This window comes from Streptomyces sp. NPDC056222, from assembly GCF_042264065.1.
GTDB lineage: Bacteria > Actinomycetota > Actinomycetes > Streptomycetales > Streptomycetaceae > Streptomyces.
The window spans coordinates 1-18,099 of the sequence record NZ_JBHJTL010000049.1 but is presented as its reverse complement, the minus strand read 5'-3'; the positions used below and the strand labels follow the sequence as shown (position 1 = coordinate 18,099).

Genomic DNA, 18,099 nt, shown 5'->3' with positions numbered 1-18,099 from the left:
GTTCCTCGAACGTAAGGGATCGCTCGTCATTTCGCAAGACGTTGCGTCTCGTCAGTTCCGGGATCGTTCGCCCAGTACCCGCACGGCCTCCACGATCAGGTCCCAGAAGCCCGGCACGTCGACCTCCATGCCCACCTCGGCGTTGGCCGGCCGGCCCGTCACGCCGTCCAGGTCCACGACCGTCGCCCCGCGCGTGTGCGTACCCGTCAGCTCGATCGTCACCGCCGCCCGCACCAGGCTGATCAGGGACGGGTCGATCAGATGCGCCACGGTCAGCGGATCGTGCAACGGTGGTGCGTCGAAGCCGTAGACCTCGCGGTAGGTGGCGGCGAAAAAGGTCAGCAGCTCGATGCAGAGCTTGGCGAGCGGCGTGCCCAGCGCGGCGATACGGGAGATGACGTCCGGGGTCGCCTGGGCCTGATGGGTGGCGTTGAGCCCGAACATCGTGATCGGCAGCCCGCTGTCGAAGACGATGTCCGCCGCCTCCGGGTCGCACAGGATGTTGAACTCCGCGGCCGGTGTGGTGTTCCCGCGCCCGGTCGACCCGCCCATCAGCACGATCCGCTCGATCCGGTGCGTCAGCTCCGGATGGGCGAGCAGCAGCGTCGCGACGTTGGTCAGCGGTCCGGTCGGGACGAGCGTCACGGGCGCGGGCTGGGTGAGCAGGATGTCCCGGGTGAGGGTGAGGGCGTCGCGCGGATCCTGCGGTACGTCCGGCTCACCCTCGCCGAACCCGGGCCCGTCGAGCCCCGAGCCGCCGTGGATGTTCTCGGCGACCAGCGGCGCGCCGTGCAGCGGCCGGGACCGGCCGGCCGCGATCGGCACTCCGCGGATCCCGGCGACCGCACACACCCGGCGGGCGTTGAGGGTGGTCTTCTCCACCGTCTGATTGCCCGCCACGGTGGTGATGGCCAGCAGGTCGACGGCCGGATGGGCCGCGGCCAGCAGGATGTTGAAGGCGTCGTCGTGGCCGGGATCGCAGTCGAGGATCACGGGTACCGGCATACGTCCACCGTCCCACACGGTCGCCCGGCCGTCACTCGTCCGCGCGGGCCGGGTGCCCGCCCCCGCGCCGCCTACCCCAGAACCCGCACCGGCTCCCCCGCCAGGTACGCCTCGATGTCCTCGACCGCCTGGCCGAAGTAGCGGGCGTAGTTGCCCTCCGTCACGTATCCGAGGTGCGGCAGGGCGAGGACGTTCGGCAGGGTGCGCAGGGGGTCGTCGGCTGTGAGGGGTTCGGTGGCGAAGACGTCGAGCCCCGCCCCCGCGATCCGGCCCTCGCGCAGCGCCCGCAGCAGCGCCTCGCCGTCGACCAGGCCCGCGCGGGAGGTGTTGACCAGGTACGCGGACGGGCGCATCGCGTCGAGTTCGGCCGCGCCGACGAGCCCCCGGGTGCGGTCGGACAGGACCATGTGCAGCGAGACGATGTCGCTGCGTTCCATCAGCTCCCGCTTGTCCGCCGCGAGGGTCACCCCGTGCTCGGCGGCCCGTTCCCGCGTCAGGTTCGGGCTCCAGGCGTGGACGTCCATGCCGAAGGCGAGGCCGATGCGGGCGACCCGGCCGCCGATCTTGCCGAGGCCCACGAGCCCAAGGGTCCGGCCGGCCAGGTCCATCCCGACCGTCGACTGCCAGGGCCCGCCCTCGCGCAGCGCCTGCGCCTCGGTCCGTACCTGGCGGGCCAGGCCCAGGATCAGGGCCCAGGTGAGTTCGGCGGGCGGCTCGGAGCTGCTGGCCGTACCGCAGACGGTGATCCCCAGTCCGGCCGCCGCGTTCAGGTCGATCGAGGCGTTGCGCATCCCGGACGTGACGATCAGCCGCAGTCGCGGCAGCCGCTTCAGCAACTCGGCGTCCAGCGGCGTCCGTTCCCGCATGACGACCACGATCTCGCAGTCCTCGATCGCGGCGACGAGCGAGTCCCGGTCGGTCAGGTGCTCGCTCAGCACGCGTACGTCGACGCGGTCGGCGAGCGGAGTCCAGTCGGCGGAGGAGAGGGCGACGCCCTGATAGTCGTCGAGTACGGCGCAGCGCTGCTTCATGACCATGCCCCCATGATCGCGCGGACGGCCGACCGTACGACAGAGGTCCGTGGCCCGCACTCCGGTGCTGCGGCACTCGGGTGACGGGGCGCGATCGGCCCAGCCCGGAGCGACAAACCCACCACCCGCTCGGAGAATTGGCCTGATTCGTAGAGATATCGGCGAATGCTCGGGAAAGCGGAGGGATGAACACACCAGAGTCCGACCGCGAACTGGAGGCGCTGCGGGCGCGGGTCGCCGCCCTGGAGGCGGAGGCCGGGCGGCCGCCCGTGCGCCGCCACCGGCTGCGCTCCTTCTTCGCCGCGCTGCTGATCGTCCTCGGCTGCGTGCTCGCCCCGCTGGGCATCGTCGCCGCCTGGACGGCCGACATCGTCGGCGACACCGACCGTTACGTCGCCACGGTGAAACCGCTCGCCTCGGACCCGGACATCCAGGCCGCCGTGGCCAACCGGGTCACCGGCGCGGTGATGCAACACATCGACCTCCAGGACCTCCTGGAAGGGGTCGCCCCGGAACAGCGCCCGCTCCTGGCACGGGCATTGGGCCGCCTGGGTGACTCCCTGGAAAGCGCGGTGCAGAGCTTCGTCCACGACAAGGCGGAGGAGATCGTCGCCTCGGACGCCTTCGAGACGGTGTGGACCGACGCCAACCGCGCGATCCACACCTCGGTCGTCCGCGCCCTGACCGGCAGCGGCGAGGGCGCGGTGCAGATCAAGAACGACACGGTGACGCTCGACCTCGCGCCCGTCATCGAACGGGTCAAGCAACGCCTCGTCGAGTCCGGCCTCTCGGTCGCCGAGAAGATCCCCGAGGTGCACACCGACTTCACCATCCTCAAGGCCGACGACATCGGGAAGGTGAAGACCGGCTTCCGGCTCCTCGAACTGATGGGCTTCTGGCTGCCGGTCATCGCCGTCCTCCTCGCCGCGGCCGGTGTGCTGCTCTCCGCCCACCGGCGCCGCGCCCTGGTCGCCGCGGCCCTCGGCTTCGTCGCCGCGGCCCTGGTGCTCGCCGTCGGCCTGACCGTCTTCCGTACGGTCTATCTCAACGCCCTGCCCGACACCGTCTCGCAGGCGGCCGCCGAGTCCGTCTACGACGCCCTCGTCCGCCTCCTGCGGACGACGATCCGGATGGTCGTGGTCCTCGGGCTGGTCCTCGCGCTCGCGGCCTGGCTCTCCGGCCCCGGCCGGTACGCCACGGTGGTCCGCGAGCTGTGGCACTCGGGCATCCGGGCCACGCGCCAGACGGCCGACCGTGTGGGCCTGCGGACGGGCCCGGTCGGCCCGTTCGTCAGCCGGCACCGGACGTGGATCACCTGGATCCTGGTGGCCGCGGCGATCGTCGTGTACATCCTCTGGAGCCATCCGACGGGCTGGGTCGTCGTGGGCCTGGCGCTGGCGCTGCTGTTCGCGCTGGCGGTGACGGAGTTCCTCGCGGAGGACGAGAAGGAGGGGGAGGGAGGGGAGAAGGAGCCGGAGCGGGAGCCCGTGTGAGGGCCCCACGAGGTTCAGTCCCCCACCCGGACGAGCGCGAGGGTGATGTTGTCGGGTCCGCCGGCGTCGATGGCGGCCTTCCACAGCTCGAAGGCCGCCTTGCCGTCGTCGTGCACCCGCAGCAGGTCCTCGATCTCCTCGTCCGGCACCGGGTCGGTGAGACCGTCGCTGCACACCAGATAGCGGTCGCCCAGGTTGAGCGGGAAGCTCGCGACATGGGGCGTGACGGCGTTGTACGTGTGGCTGCCGCCGAGGGTCTGCAGGACGGCCGAGGTGGTGCGCTGCCCGGGTGGGGGCGGCGGGCTGTCGTCCACGCTGACCTGGCGCAGCCCGGCCCGCGCCGCGTTGTAGACCTTGCTGTCGCCGACGTTGAACGACAGCAGCGACCCCTCAAGGACGAGCGTGCCCGCCACCGTGGTCCCCATGGTGGCGAGGTCCGGGCGGCCGTCGGCCGCCGCGTACACGGCCCGGTTGCACAGCTCCAGCGCCTCGCCCATCGCCTCGGTGCCGACCAGCGCCGGAGCGAGCGCGGCGAGCCGGCGCACGACAAGACCGCTGGCCACCTCACCGGCCGGCTGCCCGCCCAGTCCGTCGGCGACGGCGACCAGAAGGGGCCGGTCGAGGGGGAACAGCATCGTCTGGGGGCTGTCGGTCACGGTCCCGCAGAGCGTCCACGGACCGACGACGAGACTGTCCTCGTTGTGGTCGCGCAGCAGCCCCGCATGGCTCAGGGCGGTCACGGCTATGTACGGCGTCACGGTGTCCGCCTCCTCATGCCCTCCGTGCGCGCTCCCCGGCCTCTCCTCGCGTCCTCCCCGCGCCCTCCTCGTCCCTATTGTCCCGCGCTGACATGCGGGGCGCGGCCCGCCGTCGCACGCTGGTGCTGAGCTGCCTGGCCGCCGAGGAAAGGACGTCCGTCGATGTACGCGAGGCTGAGCACGTACCAGGGGTCACCGGTTCCCGTGGAGGGCGACCTGGCCGCCAAGTCGGAGGTGATCGTCAAGCTGGTGGAGACGCTGCCGGGTTTCAAGGGCGCGTACTACCTCGTCGACCGGGCCACGGGAAAGGCGACGTCGCTGACCCTGTGGGAGGACGAGGAGGCCATGGTGGCCAGCGAGGGCAGGGCGGCCGAGGTGCGGGACGAGTCGTCGCAGCGGGAGGGGCAGCGGGTGGTGTCGGTGGAGCACTTCGAGGTGGCGTTCAGCCGGCTGGCACCGTAGAAGACCCTGGCAGTGGATCCCATATCTGAGATAGGTTCTCAGATATGGGATCAGTGGAATCAGGTGCCGAATCCGGGGCGACCGCGCTCGACACCCGCCTGGCGGGCCGTCTCGCCGAGCTGCGCACGGAGCGCGGCTGGTCGCTGGACGACCTGGCCGGACGTACGGGAGCGAGCCGGTCGACCCTGTCGCGCCTGGAGCGGGTCGAGCTGAGCCCGACGGCGGTCCTGCTGGGCAGGCTGTGCGCGGCGTACGGGCTGACGATGTCCCAGCTCCTCGCGGAGGTCGAGTCCGAGCCGCCCCTGGTGGTCCGCGCCGGGCGCCAGGAGGTGTGGCGCGACGAGTCCGTGGGGTTCACTCGCCGCTCGGTGTCTCCCCCGCATCCGGGGCTGCGCGGCGAGCTCGTCGAAGGGGTGCTGGGGCCCGGTGGGGACATCGCGTACGACGGGCCTCCGGTCGCGGGCCTCGAGCAGCACATCTGGGTCCTCGAGGGCGCCCTGGAGGTGACCGAGGGCGGTCGCGTGCACGAGCTGGCGGCGGGGGACTGTCTGCGGTTCCGGCTCTGGGGACGCTCGCGCTTCCGCTGCCCGGGCGCGGAGCCGGTGCGGTACGCGCTCCTGATCGTCCTGCCCTGAGCGCGCCGCTCCGAGAACTCAGAGGAACCGACACCGTGCCCACCATCACCCACCTCTCCCCCGAAGCGTTCGCCCCGGCCGTCGACGGCCTCGCCGACGTCCTGGTCGACGCCGTCGCGAGCGGCGCGTCGCTGGGCTTCCTCCAGCCCTTCGACCACGAGGCCGCGACCGCCTGGTGGCACACCCGGCAGCCGGCGCTCGACTCCGGCACCCTCAGGGTCTGGGCCGCCCACAGCCCCGACGGCCTCGTCGGCACGGTGAGCCTGGCCCTCGAACCGAAGGCCAACGGCCGCCACCGCGCCGAGATCGTCAAGCTGATGGTCCACCGGAAGGCCCGGGGCCAGGGCCTCGCCCGCCGCCTGCTGACCACGGCCGAACGGGCCGCCCGGGAAGCGGGCGTCACCCTGCTGTTGCTCGACACGGAGACCGACAGCACGGCCGACCGCCTCTACGCCACGACCGGCTGGACACGCTTCGGCAAGGTCCCCGCGTACGCCACCGACCCCACGGGCACGCTCCAGGACTGCAGCTTCTTCTACAAGGCGCTGGCGTAGGGCGGGACGCCCCTCAGGGCCTCAGCGACCCGCGCCGTACGCCCTCCAGGATCGCGTCGGTCAGGACCGTCCCCTCGGTTCGCGCCGCGATCAGCACGGCCTCCGTGAGATCCGCGTGCGACAGGTCGGCGTCCGTGAGTTCGGCGCCGACGAGCTTCGCGCGGCGCAGGGAGGCTCCGCGCAAGGTGGCGCCGATCAGCCGCGCCTGGGAGAACGTCGCGTCGTCCGCCCGGGCGCCGCTGAGGTCGGCGCCGGTCAGGTCGCAGAGGCCGCCGTTCACCCGCGTCAGCGTCGCGTTCACCAGGGTGGCTCCGCCCAGGTCGGTGCCGGTCAGGAACGCGTCGGTGAGGTCGCAGCCGCTGAGGTCGGCGCCCCGCAGGTCGGCGTAGCTCAGGTGGACGCCCGTCAGGTCCACGCCCGTGAGGTCGACCCCCGCCAGCGGGATCCCGGCGAGGTCGTTGTCGTTGCCCCAGGGCTGTGTCCACGCGCGCACAAGGGAGCGCCAGTCGCCGCCGCCGGTCAGCGCGTCGCGCAGTCCGGCAAGGACGGAGGCGCCCTCCGGCCCGGCCCACCGGTCCCGTACCTCGGCCTCGTGGCCGTTCTCGTCGGTCATCCGCCTGAAGTTCCGTTCCGGTTCTGGATCTGGTGCAGGAAGCCTTTCACACGGTCGAGGTGGTAGACGGTCTCGTCGTGCTTCTTCAGGAGGACTTCCAGGCCGCGTTCGGTCATGCCGTCGGGCAGCCGCTCCATCTCCCTCCACAGCGCCTTGCGGACGTTCTCCAGCCCCTGCTGCGCCTGCGTGAGGTCCGCGACGTGGTCGTACGGTGTTCCGTCCGGCTTACGGGCCACCACCTCACCGCCCGCCTCCCGCCGCGCGGCCGAGTAGTGGTTGTGGTCGGGGTCGGAGTTGATGCGGCCGATCGGGTCGGCCTTGATGTTCTCCAGCTTCTGGATGGCGTTCATCGCCTCGTCGCTGAGGCCGAGGCCCCGGTACGGCGAGAGACCCAGCGGATCGGACCAGGTGAACGGGTTGTGGACGTAGGCGGCCGGGTTGGGTGCCGGGGCGAGGCCCAGCGGGTCGGGCGTCAGATAGCGGGCGGTCTCGGGGTCGTACTGCCGGAAGTAGTTGTGGTGGAGGCCGGTCTCGGGGTCGTAGTACTGCCCAGGGAATCGCAGCGGGGTGTACGCCGTCGCGGAACTGTTCCACGCGGTGGTGCCCCAGAGCGTGGCGCGGGCGTGCCAGGCCGGCTCGCCCGCCTCGTCGACGAGTTCGGTGGGGGTTCCCACGATGTCGGTGGCGATCGCGAAGAAGCGTTCGTCGAACACCTCCTGGGAGGCGTCCGTGCCGAGGACGCGTTCCGTCTGGGCCAGCGGCCGGTTCTGCCGGTGGTCCCAGGTCAGGGCGACGGGGTGGGGCATCCCGGGGGCGGTGGTGGTCTGTTCGCACAGGGTCGAGCCGTCCCAGGTGAACCGGACCTCCTCGACGACCGTCTCACCGTCGTCGGCCAGACGCTGTTTCGCCGTGCGCCGGCCCAGCGGGTCGTACCGGTACCGCCAGCGTGTGCCGTCGGGCGTGGTGACGGCGGTGAGGCGGTCCTCGGCGTCCCAGGTGTACCGCCAGGTGTCGGCCTTCCGGGACAGCCGGGTCTTGCGGCGCAGGGTGATCCGGCCGCCGGCGTCGTGCTCGTACCGCACCGCGCCGGCGCGGGTCACCACCGTCCCGGTGTAGCTGCGGGGCCCGGTCGCCTCGTGGCCGGGATGGCCTTCGGGCCAGGACGCGGAGGTCTGGTTGCCGGCCGCGTCGTAGGCGTACGTCTCCGTCCAGCCGGCGGCCGTCACCGTCGTCACCCGGCCCGTGGCGTCCAGGTCGTAGCGGAACGAGCCGCGCAGGATGTCGTCGAGCGCGGTGAGGTGCCCGTCGGCGCGGTAGGTGTACGTGCGGCGGTTGACCGTGCGGTCGCCGGCGGTGAGGTGCTGTCCGGTCAGCCGGCCGGCCTCGTCCCAGGCCGAGGCCAGGGCCACCGTGTCGCCGAAGGCGCGGCGCAGCTCGCGTCCCGCCGCGTCGTGGGCGAACGCGATCCGGCGTGTGCCGCTGGTCAGCCGGGTGAGAAGGCCGGCCGCGTCGTAGCCGTAGGAGGTGACGTGTCCGGTGGGCGTGACGCGGCGGGCCCGGCGCCCGGCGTCGTCGTAGCCGTGGACGAGGGGGCGGCCGTCGACGAGTTCGGCCTTGAGCTCGCCGCGGCGGCCGTACGTCCGGAGCAGCTCGCAGTCGGGGCCCGTGGCCCGGATCATCCGTCCGGCCGTGTCGTACGCGTAGGTGGTGACGGCGCCTGCCGCGTCCTTCCGGACGACCCGGTCGAGCACGTCCCGCTCGTAGGAGACGGTCTCGCCCGTGGGGGTGGTGCGGGTGACCACCTGTCCGACCGGGTCGAGGGTGTAGCCGACGGTACGCCCGTCGAAGTCGGTCTCGGACACCGTCCGGCCGGCCCGGTCGTAGTCGTACGTCCACGTCAGGCCCTGCGGGTCGGTGACCTTGGTGAGGCGCAGCGCAGCGTCGTGCTCGAAGGTGTGGCGGGCACCGTCCGGGCCGGTGCGGGCGGAGAGCAGGTCGAAGTGGGTGTACTCGAAGCGTGTCGTGAGGCCCGTCGCGTCGGTGTGGGCGGTGCAGTTGCCCTCGCCGTCGTACGTCCAGGACTCGGTGGAGCCGTCGGGGAGGGTGCGCCGGGCGGGATCGCCGTCGGCGTTCCATTCGAGGGTGGTGGTCGCGCCGAGAGCGTCGGTGATGCGGGTGAGCCGGCCGAAGGCGTCCCGTTCGCACCGGGTGGTGCCGCCGAGCGGGTCGGTGACCTCCACGGGCAGTCCGGCCGGGTCGCAGCGGAAGGCGGTCACGGCGCCGAACACGTCGGTGGCGGCCCGGAGATGGCCGCGGTCGTCGTACGCGTACCGGGTGGTGCGGCCGCCGGGGTCCGTGACCGCGACGAGGTTGCCCAGGTCGTCGAACTCCTGGAGCGTGCGCCCGCCGTCCGCGTCGGTGAACTCCACCGGCAGGCCCCGCGCGTCGCGGACGGTGCCGATGCGGCTGCCGTCGGCGCGGACGACCGCGAGCAGTCGGCCCTCCTCGTCGTACGAGAAGGCGGTGACACGACCCAGGGGGTCGGTGCGGGTCAGCAGGTTGCCGCGGGTGTCATGGGCGAAGCGGGTGGTGTGGCCGAGTGGGTCGGTGGTGGCGACGACCCGGCAGGCACCGTCGATCAGATGGCGGACGACGCGGCCGTCGGCGGTGGTCAGCGTGGTGACGCGGTGGCCCGTGGCGGGGTCGGGAGTGCCGTACGCCAGGGTGAGCTGGACGTGTCCGGCCTGGCCCCCCTCGCCGATCACCCGGTCGTGCTCGTCGTAGGCGTAGTCGTAGCGGCTGTCGTTGGAGTCGATCCAGGCGATCACCCGCCGCCGGTCGTCGTACTCGAAGGTGAGGGTGGCGCCGGAGGGCCGGGTGACGCCGGTGAGGTTGCCGTCGGTGTAGGCGTAGCGGACGACGTCCTGCCGGGCGCCGTCGGGGAGTTCCAGGGCCAGGCCGGTCACCCGGCCGTCCGCCGTGGCGACGGCCAGGCGGCGGCCCGCCGAGTCGGCGAGGGTGAGCGGTGTGCCGTCCGTACCGCGGTCGACGCTGACGGTGTGGCCGCTCCGGTCGGCGGTGTGGACGAGCCAGGCGTCCCCGTCGTCCCCGGGCTCGACGCCGGGCGGCGCGGTGAAGTGGCGGGTCAGGCCGGACTCGGGGTCGGTGAGGACGTAGTCGCCGCTCGCGTCGCGGGTGAGGAGGCGGCGCACGGTGCCCGACTCGGGAAGGGTGGGGACGCCGGGCACGGGATGCGGGTACGTGAGCAGGAGGCCGTCGTCGGTGACATGCACGACCCCTCGGGCGTCGATCTCCAGGTGCTCGTCCACGGTGGAGGACCAGGACGGGCCGAAGAAGCGGCCGGCGGTGTAGCCGGACTCGACGCGCCGGGTGAAGGCCAGCGGCAACGTGCCCGGCAGGACCACGTCGGTCTGGGGCAGGAACATCCGCCCCGAGGCGAGGTCCACCGGGTCGGTCTCGTCGACCAGCCGCTGCCCGTCGGGCCGGTTGTGGGTGCCGTTGGGTCCGTTGTCGAGCAGCCTGCGGGCCCGGTTGGCGTCACTGGCCATGTCGGCCGCGTCCGCGGCGACCCGTACGCCCTTGACCGCGCCACCGGCACCGGCGGTCGCCGCGGTCAGCAGCGCGTCGGGCACGAGCCGTCCGAAGCCCTCGGCGGGATCCTTCATGAAGTCGTTGATCATCGCCTTGCCCGTGCCCCACGGGTCGTTGGCGGCGAGGACGAGGCCGGAGGCGAGGCTGTTCAGATTGGTGAGGTACTCGGCGGGGTGGGTGATGTTGTACGGGTCGGTGGGGTTGATACCCCGTACGAAGGTGACCAGGCCGGCCGTGCCCTTGATGATGCCGGCGCCGAAGTGGTCCTTCATCACCTGCAGTTCCTCGAGGCCGTCCATGGCCTGCTCGGCGTAGCTCGGCTTGGCCGGGGCCTCGTCCCGGGCCGCGCGGACCGCCGTACGCGCCGTCTCGGCGGCCGAGTTCCGCTGCTTGCGGGCCTCGGCGAGGATCTCCTGCGCCTCCTCCATCTGCGCCTTGCCGGGATCGCTGAACGTGCCCGGCTTCGGCGGCAGGGAGGACGGGTTCCGTTTGTCGGCGGGCTGGGCGTTGTAGCCGTCGACGGCCTTGTTGTAGTCGTCGACCTGCTTGTTGTGCGCGTTCGCGGCGTTCTCGGAGGCCTTGGTGCCGGCCTTCCACTTGTCGATGGCCATCTGCGCCTGCATCTGCGCCCACTCCACCGTCAGCGCGAAGCTCGCGATGGCGTCGGCGGCCTTCCCGAAGGCGTCCGCGCCCTTGAACCACTTCGGCGGCTCGATCGCCACGCTCTCGCGGAACGCGTCCGCGGCCTCACCCTTGACGGCGGACGAGTCGAGCCCTTTGAGTCCCTTGCCCACCTTGTCGAAGGACGACTGGAGATCCCGCAGGTGGGAGGCTGTGGAGCGCAGCTTGGTCGGGCTGCCGTAGATCAGTTTGGTCTTGTCCTCGGTCTGTCCGAGGTCCATCTCGTCGACCTCGGCGCCCATCCGGTTGGCCAGCGAGCGCGACTGCTCGCGCACCCAGTCCGCGCCGGACTCCCAGCCGACGTCCTCCAGCCGGTCCGCGGTCCAGTTGCCGGCGTCCTCGACCCGGTTCCCGGCCCACTCCACGCCGTCCTCGACCGCGTCCTCGACGACGTCGGGCGTGATGTCGCTGACGAAATCCCCGATGCCCACGGTCAGTTCCCCCCGGCGTTCGGCTGCTGCTGGGCGGCACGCTCCTCGGGAGACGGGCCGAAGGTGTCGTCCACCGCGCGGTCGAAGGCGCCCTGGTCCACGCCGAGCATCTCGTTGAGGATCCGCGACTGGCGCCCGCCGTTCCCCTCCGTGACGAGCGCCCGCCCGGTGTCCTTCCAGGTCTGCGCGGCCTCGTCCCCGGCGCGCTCGAAGGACTCGGCGCTCCAGTCGGGGTTCAGGTAGTCGGGGGTGAACACGTCACCCCAGTTCTGCTTGACGACATCCGCCTCGGAGGCGTGCGGATTGCCGACGGCGGCGTTCACCGCGATCTTGAACGTGCCCTGGAGGTACTGGTCCTCCTCCCAGACGATCCCGGCGGCGAGACCCAGCGCCGCCGCGAGGGTGTTGGCGTCCTGGACCAGTGCCCGTACGCCCCACTCCCAGCGCTCGCAGTAGTCCTCGAAGTCCACGGAGAGGCCGTGGTGCCCGGCCTCCATGCCGGTCATCGACAGGTCCGAGAACCCCTTGCCGAGCACGGCGCCCGTGCCCGAACCGATGTCGCGCAGCTCGGCGGTGGCCGCCCGAAGGCCCTCGGTGACCTGCTTGATGCTCTCCGCGTCGAACCGCAGGTCCTCGGGTCCGCCGCCGCCCATCAGAGGCCCCCGTCCTCGGCCGGTACGTCGACGGCGACGGCGTCGGGGACGATGCCGTGGGCAGGCGGGAAGAGCATCGCCCCGTCGGGATCGGCGATGTCGACGGCGACTCCGGCGGGGACGGCCATGGCGGGGATGATCTCGTCCAGGAGACGGGCGCCGCGCAGCTCGGCGAACTCCCAGGGAGGACCGGCCGCCGGCCCTTCCGGCGCATCGGATCGCTCAGGCCCATCGGATCGCTCAGGCACAGCGGCTTCTTCCGGCACGTGAGCGCCGCGGGCTCGGGCGAACCGGGCGAGCGAGGCCTCGTCGGTGAAGGCACAGATCCAGCGCACGCCGCCGAGCTCCGCCGTCCACAGGCCACGGGAGTCCACCGGTACCAGCAGCAGGGCCCGACGCAACTCCCCCACCATGTCCCTGGGATCGCCCCGCCCGGCCCGCCGCTCGGCGATCCGTTCCGCAAGTGCCGCACCGTCGCTCATCGGCTCTCCTCCCGACGTCGCTTTGCGCCTCCCCGCTTTGAGAGGAGAACACGCCTGGCGCGGGGGATCGGTTCCGCAACGGAGGAGTGAGGACGGTGAGCGTGCACCCGCCCGACGCCGCTACCCGAGTCTCCGCCGGACGGGGCCGGAAGGTATGGGTCACGGCCGCCACGGTGGCGGCTCCCTCAGGGCTTCTTCAGCTCCAGGACGAAGTCCGGGCAGGTGTCCGGGTCGTCGTGCTTGTAGACGACCGTGCGTTCGGAGTCCGCGGTGATCGTCAGGAGGTCCACGGTGTCCCCGCGGAGAATGCCCTCGGGCTTCTCGAAATACAGCCGCAACCGAGGGATGTCGTCCGGGTCCGACTGCCGGTCGACCTCCCACGTGCCGGAACCGTCGAAGGTGTCGCCGAGTTCGGCCAGATGACGGTCCCCGGTCGGCCAGTTCTCCGCCGTGAGCGTGCCGCCGGCCTGCCCCGGGGCGGTGGTGAGGGTCAGCCGTGCGCCGTCGGCATCCAGCTCGCCCTCGAACGTGCCGGTGAGATCGGCCGAGCTCGCCGCGGAGGACTCCTCCGGGACACAACGCTCGAACAGGTCGGACCCACAGCCGCTCACCGTCCCGCCGAGGACCACGAGGGCGGTCATGGCCCCGAGAACACGAGAAGAGCGGTGGATCATGGCGTTACGGCCTCCTGCCGGGATGCGCTTCGGTCCGGACCGTCACAGTGTCGTCGATCATGTGGTCGAGCGCGGCTCCCAGTCGGCGTACTCCCTGCGTCAGTTCCGCATGGTCTGCCGTGGCGGCGAACCCGAGGCGCAGGTGGGCCGCCGGCGGCTCTGTGGCGAAGTAGCGGCTGCCGGCGCTCACGGCGACACCATGCTGCCGGGCGGCGCTCGTGAGGACGGTGTCGTCCACGCCGGGCGGCAGACGGACCCACAGGTGAAGGCCTCCGGTCGGCAGCCCGGACAGGGCCGCGCCCGGCATCTCCTGGGCGACCGCGGCGGCCAGTACGGCGCAGCGCTCGCGCAGTGCCGTGCCGAGGGAGCGGACGTGCCGGTCCCAGGACGGGGAGCTGAGCACTTCCAGCGCGGCCTCCTGGAGCGGGCGGGTGACGAAGAAGTCGTCGACCAGGCGCACCGCGCGCATGCGCTCCATGACCGGTCCGCGGGCCACAAGTGCCCCGATCCGCAGGCTCGGTGCCGCGGGCTTGGTGAGTGAGGTGACGTGGACGACCGTGCCGTCGCGGTCGTCGGCGACCAGCGGCCGCGGTACGGCGCCGCCGTGTCCGAGGTGCCGTGCGAAGTCGTCCTCGATCACGAACGCGCCCGAGGCGCGCGCCACATCGAGGATCTGACGGCGCCGTTCGGGCGCCAGCACCGTACCGGTCGGGTTCTGGAAGGCGGGCTGGCAGTACAGCAGCCGGGCGCCGGTCATCGCGAACGCGTCGGCCAGCAGGTCGGGCCGCAAGCCGTCGGAGTCGAGCGGGACCGGCACCGGCCGGAGCCCCGCGGCGCGTGCGGCGGTCAGGGCGCCGGGGTAGGTGGGCGACTCCACCAGGACCGGGCTGCCGGGTCCGGCGATGGCCCGGAACGCGATCGACAGGGCGCTCTGTCCGCCGGCGGTGACCAGGACGTCCTGCGGAGCCACGCTGCCGCCGACGATGCGTGCGAAGACGGTGCGCAGCGCCGTCAGACCGCCGGCCGGGGCGCGGTCCCAGGCGTCCGGACGGCGTGCCGCCCGCGCCAGTGCCGAGCTCAGGGCCCGGGTGGGCTGGAGGGAGCGGTGCACGTAACCGCCGTCCAGGGGGATGGTCCCGGCCGGTGAGGGGCCGAGCGGGTCGGCGATCAGGTGCGTGTCGACGGCGCGGTCCGTGAGGGCGACCGTCTGCCAGTCGGTGCCGGCGCCGGTGTCGGAGTCCTCGTCACGGGGGCGGGTGCGCTGCGCCACGTACGTCCCGCTGCCCGGACGGGTCACCACCGCGCCCTCCGCGGCCAGTGCGGCGATGGCCCGCGCCACCGTCGCGGGGCCGACCCGGTACTCCTTGATCAGCTCACGACTGCTCGGCAGCCGGTCACCGGGCGAGAGCCGGGAGAGGAGCGGCCGAAGCCTGTCGGCCAACTCCCCAGAAGTGCTACCGTCATTCATGAGAGACAAGAATAGCGCTACTGGCCCTGGTCGAGAAGCACTTCAGCTGGACGTCGCCGCCCTGCGGGCCGACACCCCGGGGTGTCGGAACGTCATCCACTTCAACAACGCGGGCTGCGGACTGCTTGCCGCCCCCGTACTCGACGCGATGGTCGGCCATCTGAACCTCGAAGCACGGATGGGCGGTTACGAGGCGTCGGCCGCCCGCGCCACCGAAGTGCGCGCGTTCTACACGGAGATCGCCGCGCTCATCAACACCACGCCCGACAACATCGCCTTCGCGGGCAGCGCCACCCACGCCTACGCCAACGCGCTGTCCTCGATCCCCTTCGAGGCCGACGACGTCATCCTCACCACCCGCGACGACTTCGTCTCCAACCAGATCGCCTTCCTGTCCCTGCGCAAGCGGTTCGGCGTACGCATCGTCCACGCCCCCGACACCGCCGACGGGGGCGTCGACGTGGAGGCGATGGCCGCGCTGATGCGGACCCACCGGCCCCGCCTCGTGTCCGCCACCCATGTCCCCACCAACTCGGGACTGGTCTCGCCGATCGCCGAGATCGGCCGGCACTGCCGGGAGCTGGACCTGCTCTACCTGGTGGACGCCTGCCAGTCGGTGGGCCAGTTCGTCATCGACGTGGAGGAGATCGGCTGCGACCTCCTCACCGCCACCTGCCGCAAATTCCTCCGCGGCCCGCGCGGCTCCGGATTCCTGTACGTGTCCGATCGCGTCCTGCGGGCGGGCCACGAGCCGCTGTTCATCGACATGCACGGGGCCCGCTGGACCGGGCCGAGCACCTACGAGCCCGCCCCGACGGCAGCCCGGTTCGAGGAATGGGAGTTCCCCTACGCCACGGTGCTCGGCAGCGCGGCCGCCACACGGTACGCCCGCGAGGTCGGCATCGAGGCCATCGAACAGCGCACACCCGCGCTCGCGGCCCGGCTGCGCGAACGACTCGAGCCCATCCCGGGGGTACGGGTGCTCGACCGCGGTCCGCGGCTGGCCGCGCTCGTCACCTTCGCGGTGGAGGGCTGGCAGCCGCAGCCGTTCAAGGCGGCCCTGGACGCCCGGAGCATCAACTCGGCACTCAGCTTCCGCGAGTTCGCCCAGTTCGACTTCGGGGACAAGGACGTCGACTGGTGCCTGCGTCTGTCGCCGCACTACTACAACACCGAGGAGGAGGTGGACCACGTCGCCGCCACGGTCGCCGACCTCGCCCGCCAGGCCCCCGACCGCAGCCAGGGACGACGATGACGCCGACCGTCGCCACACGGACGGACACCGCGGAGCCGGTGTCCGGGTCCGCGGCCTGACCTGACAAGGAAGAAGGCCCAGGTCGGTGACCTGGGCCTTCGTTCAGGAGTGGATGACGGGAATCCGACCCGTGCCACCGGCTCGTCGGCTCGTCCCCGGTGCCGGAGGTTTCCGCGACTAGCCTCCGCATCATGCTGCGTATCGTCGACACCCGTACCGGCCACCTCGTGGAGATTCCCTCCGTGAGCCGCCATCTGCTGAGCATCTGCGTCCACCTGCCGGCCGGCGACACCGGGATCGGCACGATGGACCTGCGGACGCTCCTGGTCGGTGACGTCCTGGCGCGCACCGCGGAGCTGCACGGCCTGCAGTCCCGCACATTCGTCACCACGCCGGACCTGCCGCATGAGCAGGACCAGGCGCTTGAGCGCGCCATGTCCGCCCTTGGCATCCACCCGCCCGCCACCGTCGGTGTTCACCATCCGAACGGAACGCTCTGCGCCGCTGCCGACGTACACGTCCACGCGTACGGGAACGCCACCCAGGACGCGGGCGGCGGGGTCCGTATCGACGTGGGCCGAGTCGGCCCGGAACGTGCCGACTTCCTCTCATCCGGACTTCTGGACCCTGTCGACCCGGACGGGCCCGATCCGTTGGCCGTGAGGATGCTGATGCTCGGGCACGCCCACCGCGAGCCGGTCGTGGTCACCGGTACCGCCCTCGACGAGGCCCGGCGGATGCTGGCGGACTGGCGGCAGCTGGTGGCCGACTGGGCACAGGAGCCGTCCCGGCCGATCCCTGCCGACGTACTGCGACACGCCCATGCCGTGCTGGCTGACGACCTCGGCGTCCCCGCAGTCCTGGACGCGCTGGTCACCCTGGCGACGCGCGCCGACGTACCGGCCGGTGCCAAGTTCGAGACGTTCGCCTTCCTCGACCGCGTCCTCGGACTGGACCTCGCACGCGAGGTGGGGCACCAGCACCGGGCGGCGACATGACGTCGGGAGGGCGTGCCATCGGGCAGTCCGGCTCAGCCGCGTTCTTCCTCCTGATCGAGTCCTTTGGTCCGAGCGAAGGTCCGACGCTTCTCAGACTTCGTCGACGTGGGCGCCGGTGCGGGTGAGCGGTCTGCTGGTGGTGAGCCAGGAGAGGGCGGGTCCTGCGGCGGACTCGGTGTCCACGGTGAGGTGGAGCCGGGTGCCGCCTTCGGGTACGGGGTAGCTGCGCTGTTCCGTCCCGGCGAAGCAGCGGCGGATGACTTCGGCGACCGCGCGGGCGGCTTCGGGGGTGGCGGCGACGATGCGGATCTCGGCGTGTCCGGCCGAGGGCAGGGTCGGGGTGTCGTTGGGGTACAAGGGGCTTGGTCCCTTCACGGGTGAGCGAGAGGCCGGCGGGTGGGTTGTCCCGGGTGTCGGGTGCCCCACCCGCGGCCTTCGGTCGGAGGAGTGGTCCGAGGTGGTCAGGGCCAGGTACCCGTGAGCCGGCGGCTGGGGGCCTTCCCTGTCGACGGGTGGTGGCTGTGGCCGGGTGGACGGGCGATGGCCGGATAGGGGTCGCTGAAGTGGTAGGCCGCGATGCGTGCGTCGTGCTGGGCGTTGAGTTGGTGGATCAGGCGCATGCCGAGCGCGATCAGGAGGGCGCCTGCCGCGAGCGCGATCAAGGTCTCCATGACGTCACCTCCGCGGGTTCCCCGGTAGTGGGATCATCCGCGCTCCGACGACCGGGTGCCGGAGCGGCGGTATGGCGGACCCGCCTTCGGTCTCCCAGGCGTCCTCGCTGTTTCGGGCGTCCCGCATACGGCGGCCGGTCGCGGTTTCGTCGGACATCAGCACACCGGCGGTGAGGGCGCTGCCGGGGATGGTGGCGGCGGTCATGAGCCGGGCGGCTGCGGCGGGTTCGCTCTCGGGCGGGATCACCAGGAGATCGCAGCGGCCGACGGTGTAGGAGAGCAGGATCATCTTGTCGGGATCCTGTTCGGTGAACCAGCCGACGTGCACGGTGTGCCCGGTGACGGGAACCTTGTGAGGGACGACGGGCCAGCGGGTGGGGTTCACCATGACGCGTGTGATGCGCCCGTAGCGGCCCTCCAGCGCGTCGACCAGGGGCGGAAGTTCGGCGGTGAGGTCACGCGAACGAGGCCACCAGGCACCGTCCAACAGGCCGGTGAGTGTGGTCTTCGGCGTCAGCGAAAGGCGCGCCGAAAGAGGGGGTGCGAAGGTCGTCATGATCGCGGACCCGTCTCCGGGCCGTCCTGCAGGGCGGCCCAGTGTCTTGATCGCCGGAAACGACGTC

18 protein-coding genes are annotated in these 18,099 nt (G+C 72.0%); 6 read left to right on the top strand and 12 right to left on the bottom strand.

Annotation, left to right across the window (positions count from 1 at the left end):
- Positions 1-51: 51 nt before the first annotated feature.
- Together ACFC0D_RS22605 and ACFC0D_RS22600 are read right to left on the bottom strand one after the other, a co-directional pair.
- Positions 52-1,005, bottom strand: a complete 954-nt coding sequence (locus ACFC0D_RS22605; protein WP_376438731.1) for a nucleoside hydrolase — start codon at positions 1,003-1,005, stop codon at positions 52-54.
- Between the two features lie 71 nt (positions 1,006-1,076).
- On the bottom strand, positions 1,077-2,036 hold the full coding sequence (locus tag ACFC0D_RS22600; RefSeq protein ID WP_376438829.1) for a D-2-hydroxyacid dehydrogenase family protein: 960 nt from the start codon (positions 2,034-2,036) through the stop codon (positions 1,077-1,079).
- 185 nt (positions 2,037-2,221) lie between these two features.
- Between ACFC0D_RS22600 and ACFC0D_RS22595 the strand changes: the two genes are divergently transcribed.
- Positions 2,222-3,529 (top strand): hypothetical protein, encoded by a 1,308-nt coding sequence (locus tag ACFC0D_RS22595; RefSeq protein ID WP_376438729.1) that lies wholly within the window; start codon positions 2,222-2,224, stop codon positions 3,527-3,529.
- A 14-nt stretch (positions 3,530-3,543) separates the two neighbouring features.
- On the opposite strand, the gene ACFC0D_RS22590 is transcribed toward ACFC0D_RS22595, so the two are convergent.
- Positions 3,544-4,287, bottom strand: coding sequence for a PP2C family protein-serine/threonine phosphatase (locus tag ACFC0D_RS22590; protein WP_376438727.1), 744 nt, complete (start codon positions 4,285-4,287; stop codon positions 3,544-3,546).
- A gap of 162 nt (positions 4,288-4,449) precedes the next feature.
- Between ACFC0D_RS22590 and ACFC0D_RS22585 the strand changes: the two genes are divergently transcribed.
- Genes ACFC0D_RS22585 through ACFC0D_RS22575 form a run of 3 tightly spaced genes read left to right on the top strand, consistent with a single transcriptional unit; the run spans position 4,450 to position 5,938 of the window.
- The gene (locus tag ACFC0D_RS22585) at positions 4,450-4,749 is read left to right on the top strand and encodes a hypothetical protein (protein WP_376438724.1); all 300 of its coding nucleotides are present in this window, start codon (positions 4,450-4,452) and stop codon (positions 4,747-4,749) included.
- Between the two features lie 44 nt (positions 4,750-4,793).
- Positions 4,794-5,384, top strand: a complete 591-nt coding sequence (locus ACFC0D_RS22580; RefSeq protein WP_376438721.1) for a helix-turn-helix domain-containing protein — start codon at positions 4,794-4,796, stop codon at positions 5,382-5,384.
- Between the two features lie 35 nt (positions 5,385-5,419).
- On the top strand, positions 5,420-5,938 hold the full coding sequence (locus ACFC0D_RS22575) for a GNAT family N-acetyltransferase (protein WP_376438718.1): 519 nt from the start codon (positions 5,420-5,422) through the stop codon (positions 5,936-5,938).
- 13 nt (positions 5,939-5,951) lie between these two features.
- Here the strand turns inward: ACFC0D_RS22575 and ACFC0D_RS22570 are convergent, their stop codons facing one another.
- From ACFC0D_RS22570 to ACFC0D_RS22545, 6 genes are all read right to left on the bottom strand, one after another.
- Positions 5,952-6,551 carry a pentapeptide repeat-containing protein gene (locus ACFC0D_RS22570; protein WP_376438715.1) on the bottom strand — a complete coding sequence of 200 codons (600 nt, stop codon included), beginning with the start codon at positions 6,549-6,551 and terminating at the stop codon, positions 5,952-5,954.
- Complete coding sequence (locus tag ACFC0D_RS22565) at positions 6,548-11,275, bottom strand: putative T7SS-secreted protein (RefSeq protein ID WP_376438713.1); 4,728 nt, start codon at positions 11,273-11,275, stop codon at positions 6,548-6,550. The genes ACFC0D_RS22570 and ACFC0D_RS22565 overlap by 4 nt, the downstream gene beginning before the upstream one ends.
- A gap of 2 nt (positions 11,276-11,277) precedes the next feature.
- A complete protein-coding gene (locus ACFC0D_RS22560; RefSeq protein ID WP_376438711.1) occupies positions 11,278-11,928 on the bottom strand; it encodes a hypothetical protein in 651 nt (216 codons plus the stop codon).
- The gene (locus ACFC0D_RS22555; RefSeq protein WP_376438708.1) at positions 11,928-12,410 is read right to left on the bottom strand and encodes a hypothetical protein; all 483 of its coding nucleotides are present in this window, start codon (positions 12,408-12,410) and stop codon (positions 11,928-11,930) included. Before ACFC0D_RS22555 ends, ACFC0D_RS22560 begins: the two co-directional genes overlap by 1 nt.
- A gap of 185 nt (positions 12,411-12,595) precedes the next feature.
- The gene (locus tag ACFC0D_RS22550; RefSeq protein WP_376438705.1) at positions 12,596-13,051 is read right to left on the bottom strand and encodes a hypothetical protein; all 456 of its coding nucleotides are present in this window, start codon (positions 13,049-13,051) and stop codon (positions 12,596-12,598) included.
- A gap of 37 nt (positions 13,052-13,088) precedes the next feature.
- Positions 13,089-14,552: a PLP-dependent aminotransferase family protein gene (locus ACFC0D_RS22545; RefSeq protein WP_376438702.1), complete on the bottom strand. Its 1,464-nt coding sequence runs from the start codon at positions 14,550-14,552 to the stop codon at positions 13,089-13,091.
- Here ACFC0D_RS22545 and ACFC0D_RS22540 point away from each other — a divergent pair.
- Together ACFC0D_RS22540 and ACFC0D_RS22535 are read left to right on the top strand one after the other, a co-directional pair.
- A complete protein-coding gene (locus ACFC0D_RS22540; RefSeq protein ID WP_376438699.1) occupies positions 14,551-15,807 on the top strand; it encodes an aminotransferase class V-fold PLP-dependent enzyme in 1,257 nt (418 codons plus the stop codon). The genes ACFC0D_RS22545 and ACFC0D_RS22540 overlap by 2 nt on opposite strands.
- A gap of 191 nt (positions 15,808-15,998) precedes the next feature.
- Positions 15,999-16,805, top strand: coding sequence for a hypothetical protein (locus ACFC0D_RS22535; RefSeq protein ID WP_376438696.1), 807 nt, complete (start codon positions 15,999-16,001; stop codon positions 16,803-16,805).
- A 90-nt stretch (positions 16,806-16,895) separates the two neighbouring features.
- On the opposite strand, the gene ACFC0D_RS22530 is transcribed toward ACFC0D_RS22535, so the two are convergent.
- From ACFC0D_RS22530 to ACFC0D_RS22520, 3 genes are all read right to left on the bottom strand, one after another.
- A complete protein-coding gene (locus ACFC0D_RS22530; protein ID WP_376438694.1) occupies positions 16,896-17,162 on the bottom strand; it encodes a hypothetical protein in 267 nt (88 codons plus the stop codon).
- A 104-nt stretch (positions 17,163-17,266) separates the two neighbouring features.
- The gene (locus ACFC0D_RS22525) at positions 17,267-17,476 is read right to left on the bottom strand and encodes a hypothetical protein (RefSeq protein ID WP_376438691.1); all 210 of its coding nucleotides are present in this window, start codon (positions 17,474-17,476) and stop codon (positions 17,267-17,269) included.
- 4 nt (positions 17,477-17,480) lie between these two features.
- The gene (locus ACFC0D_RS22520) at positions 17,481-18,032 is read right to left on the bottom strand and encodes a DUF5994 family protein (protein ID WP_376438826.1); all 552 of its coding nucleotides are present in this window, start codon (positions 18,030-18,032) and stop codon (positions 17,481-17,483) included.
- Positions 18,033-18,099: the final 67 nt, after the last annotated feature.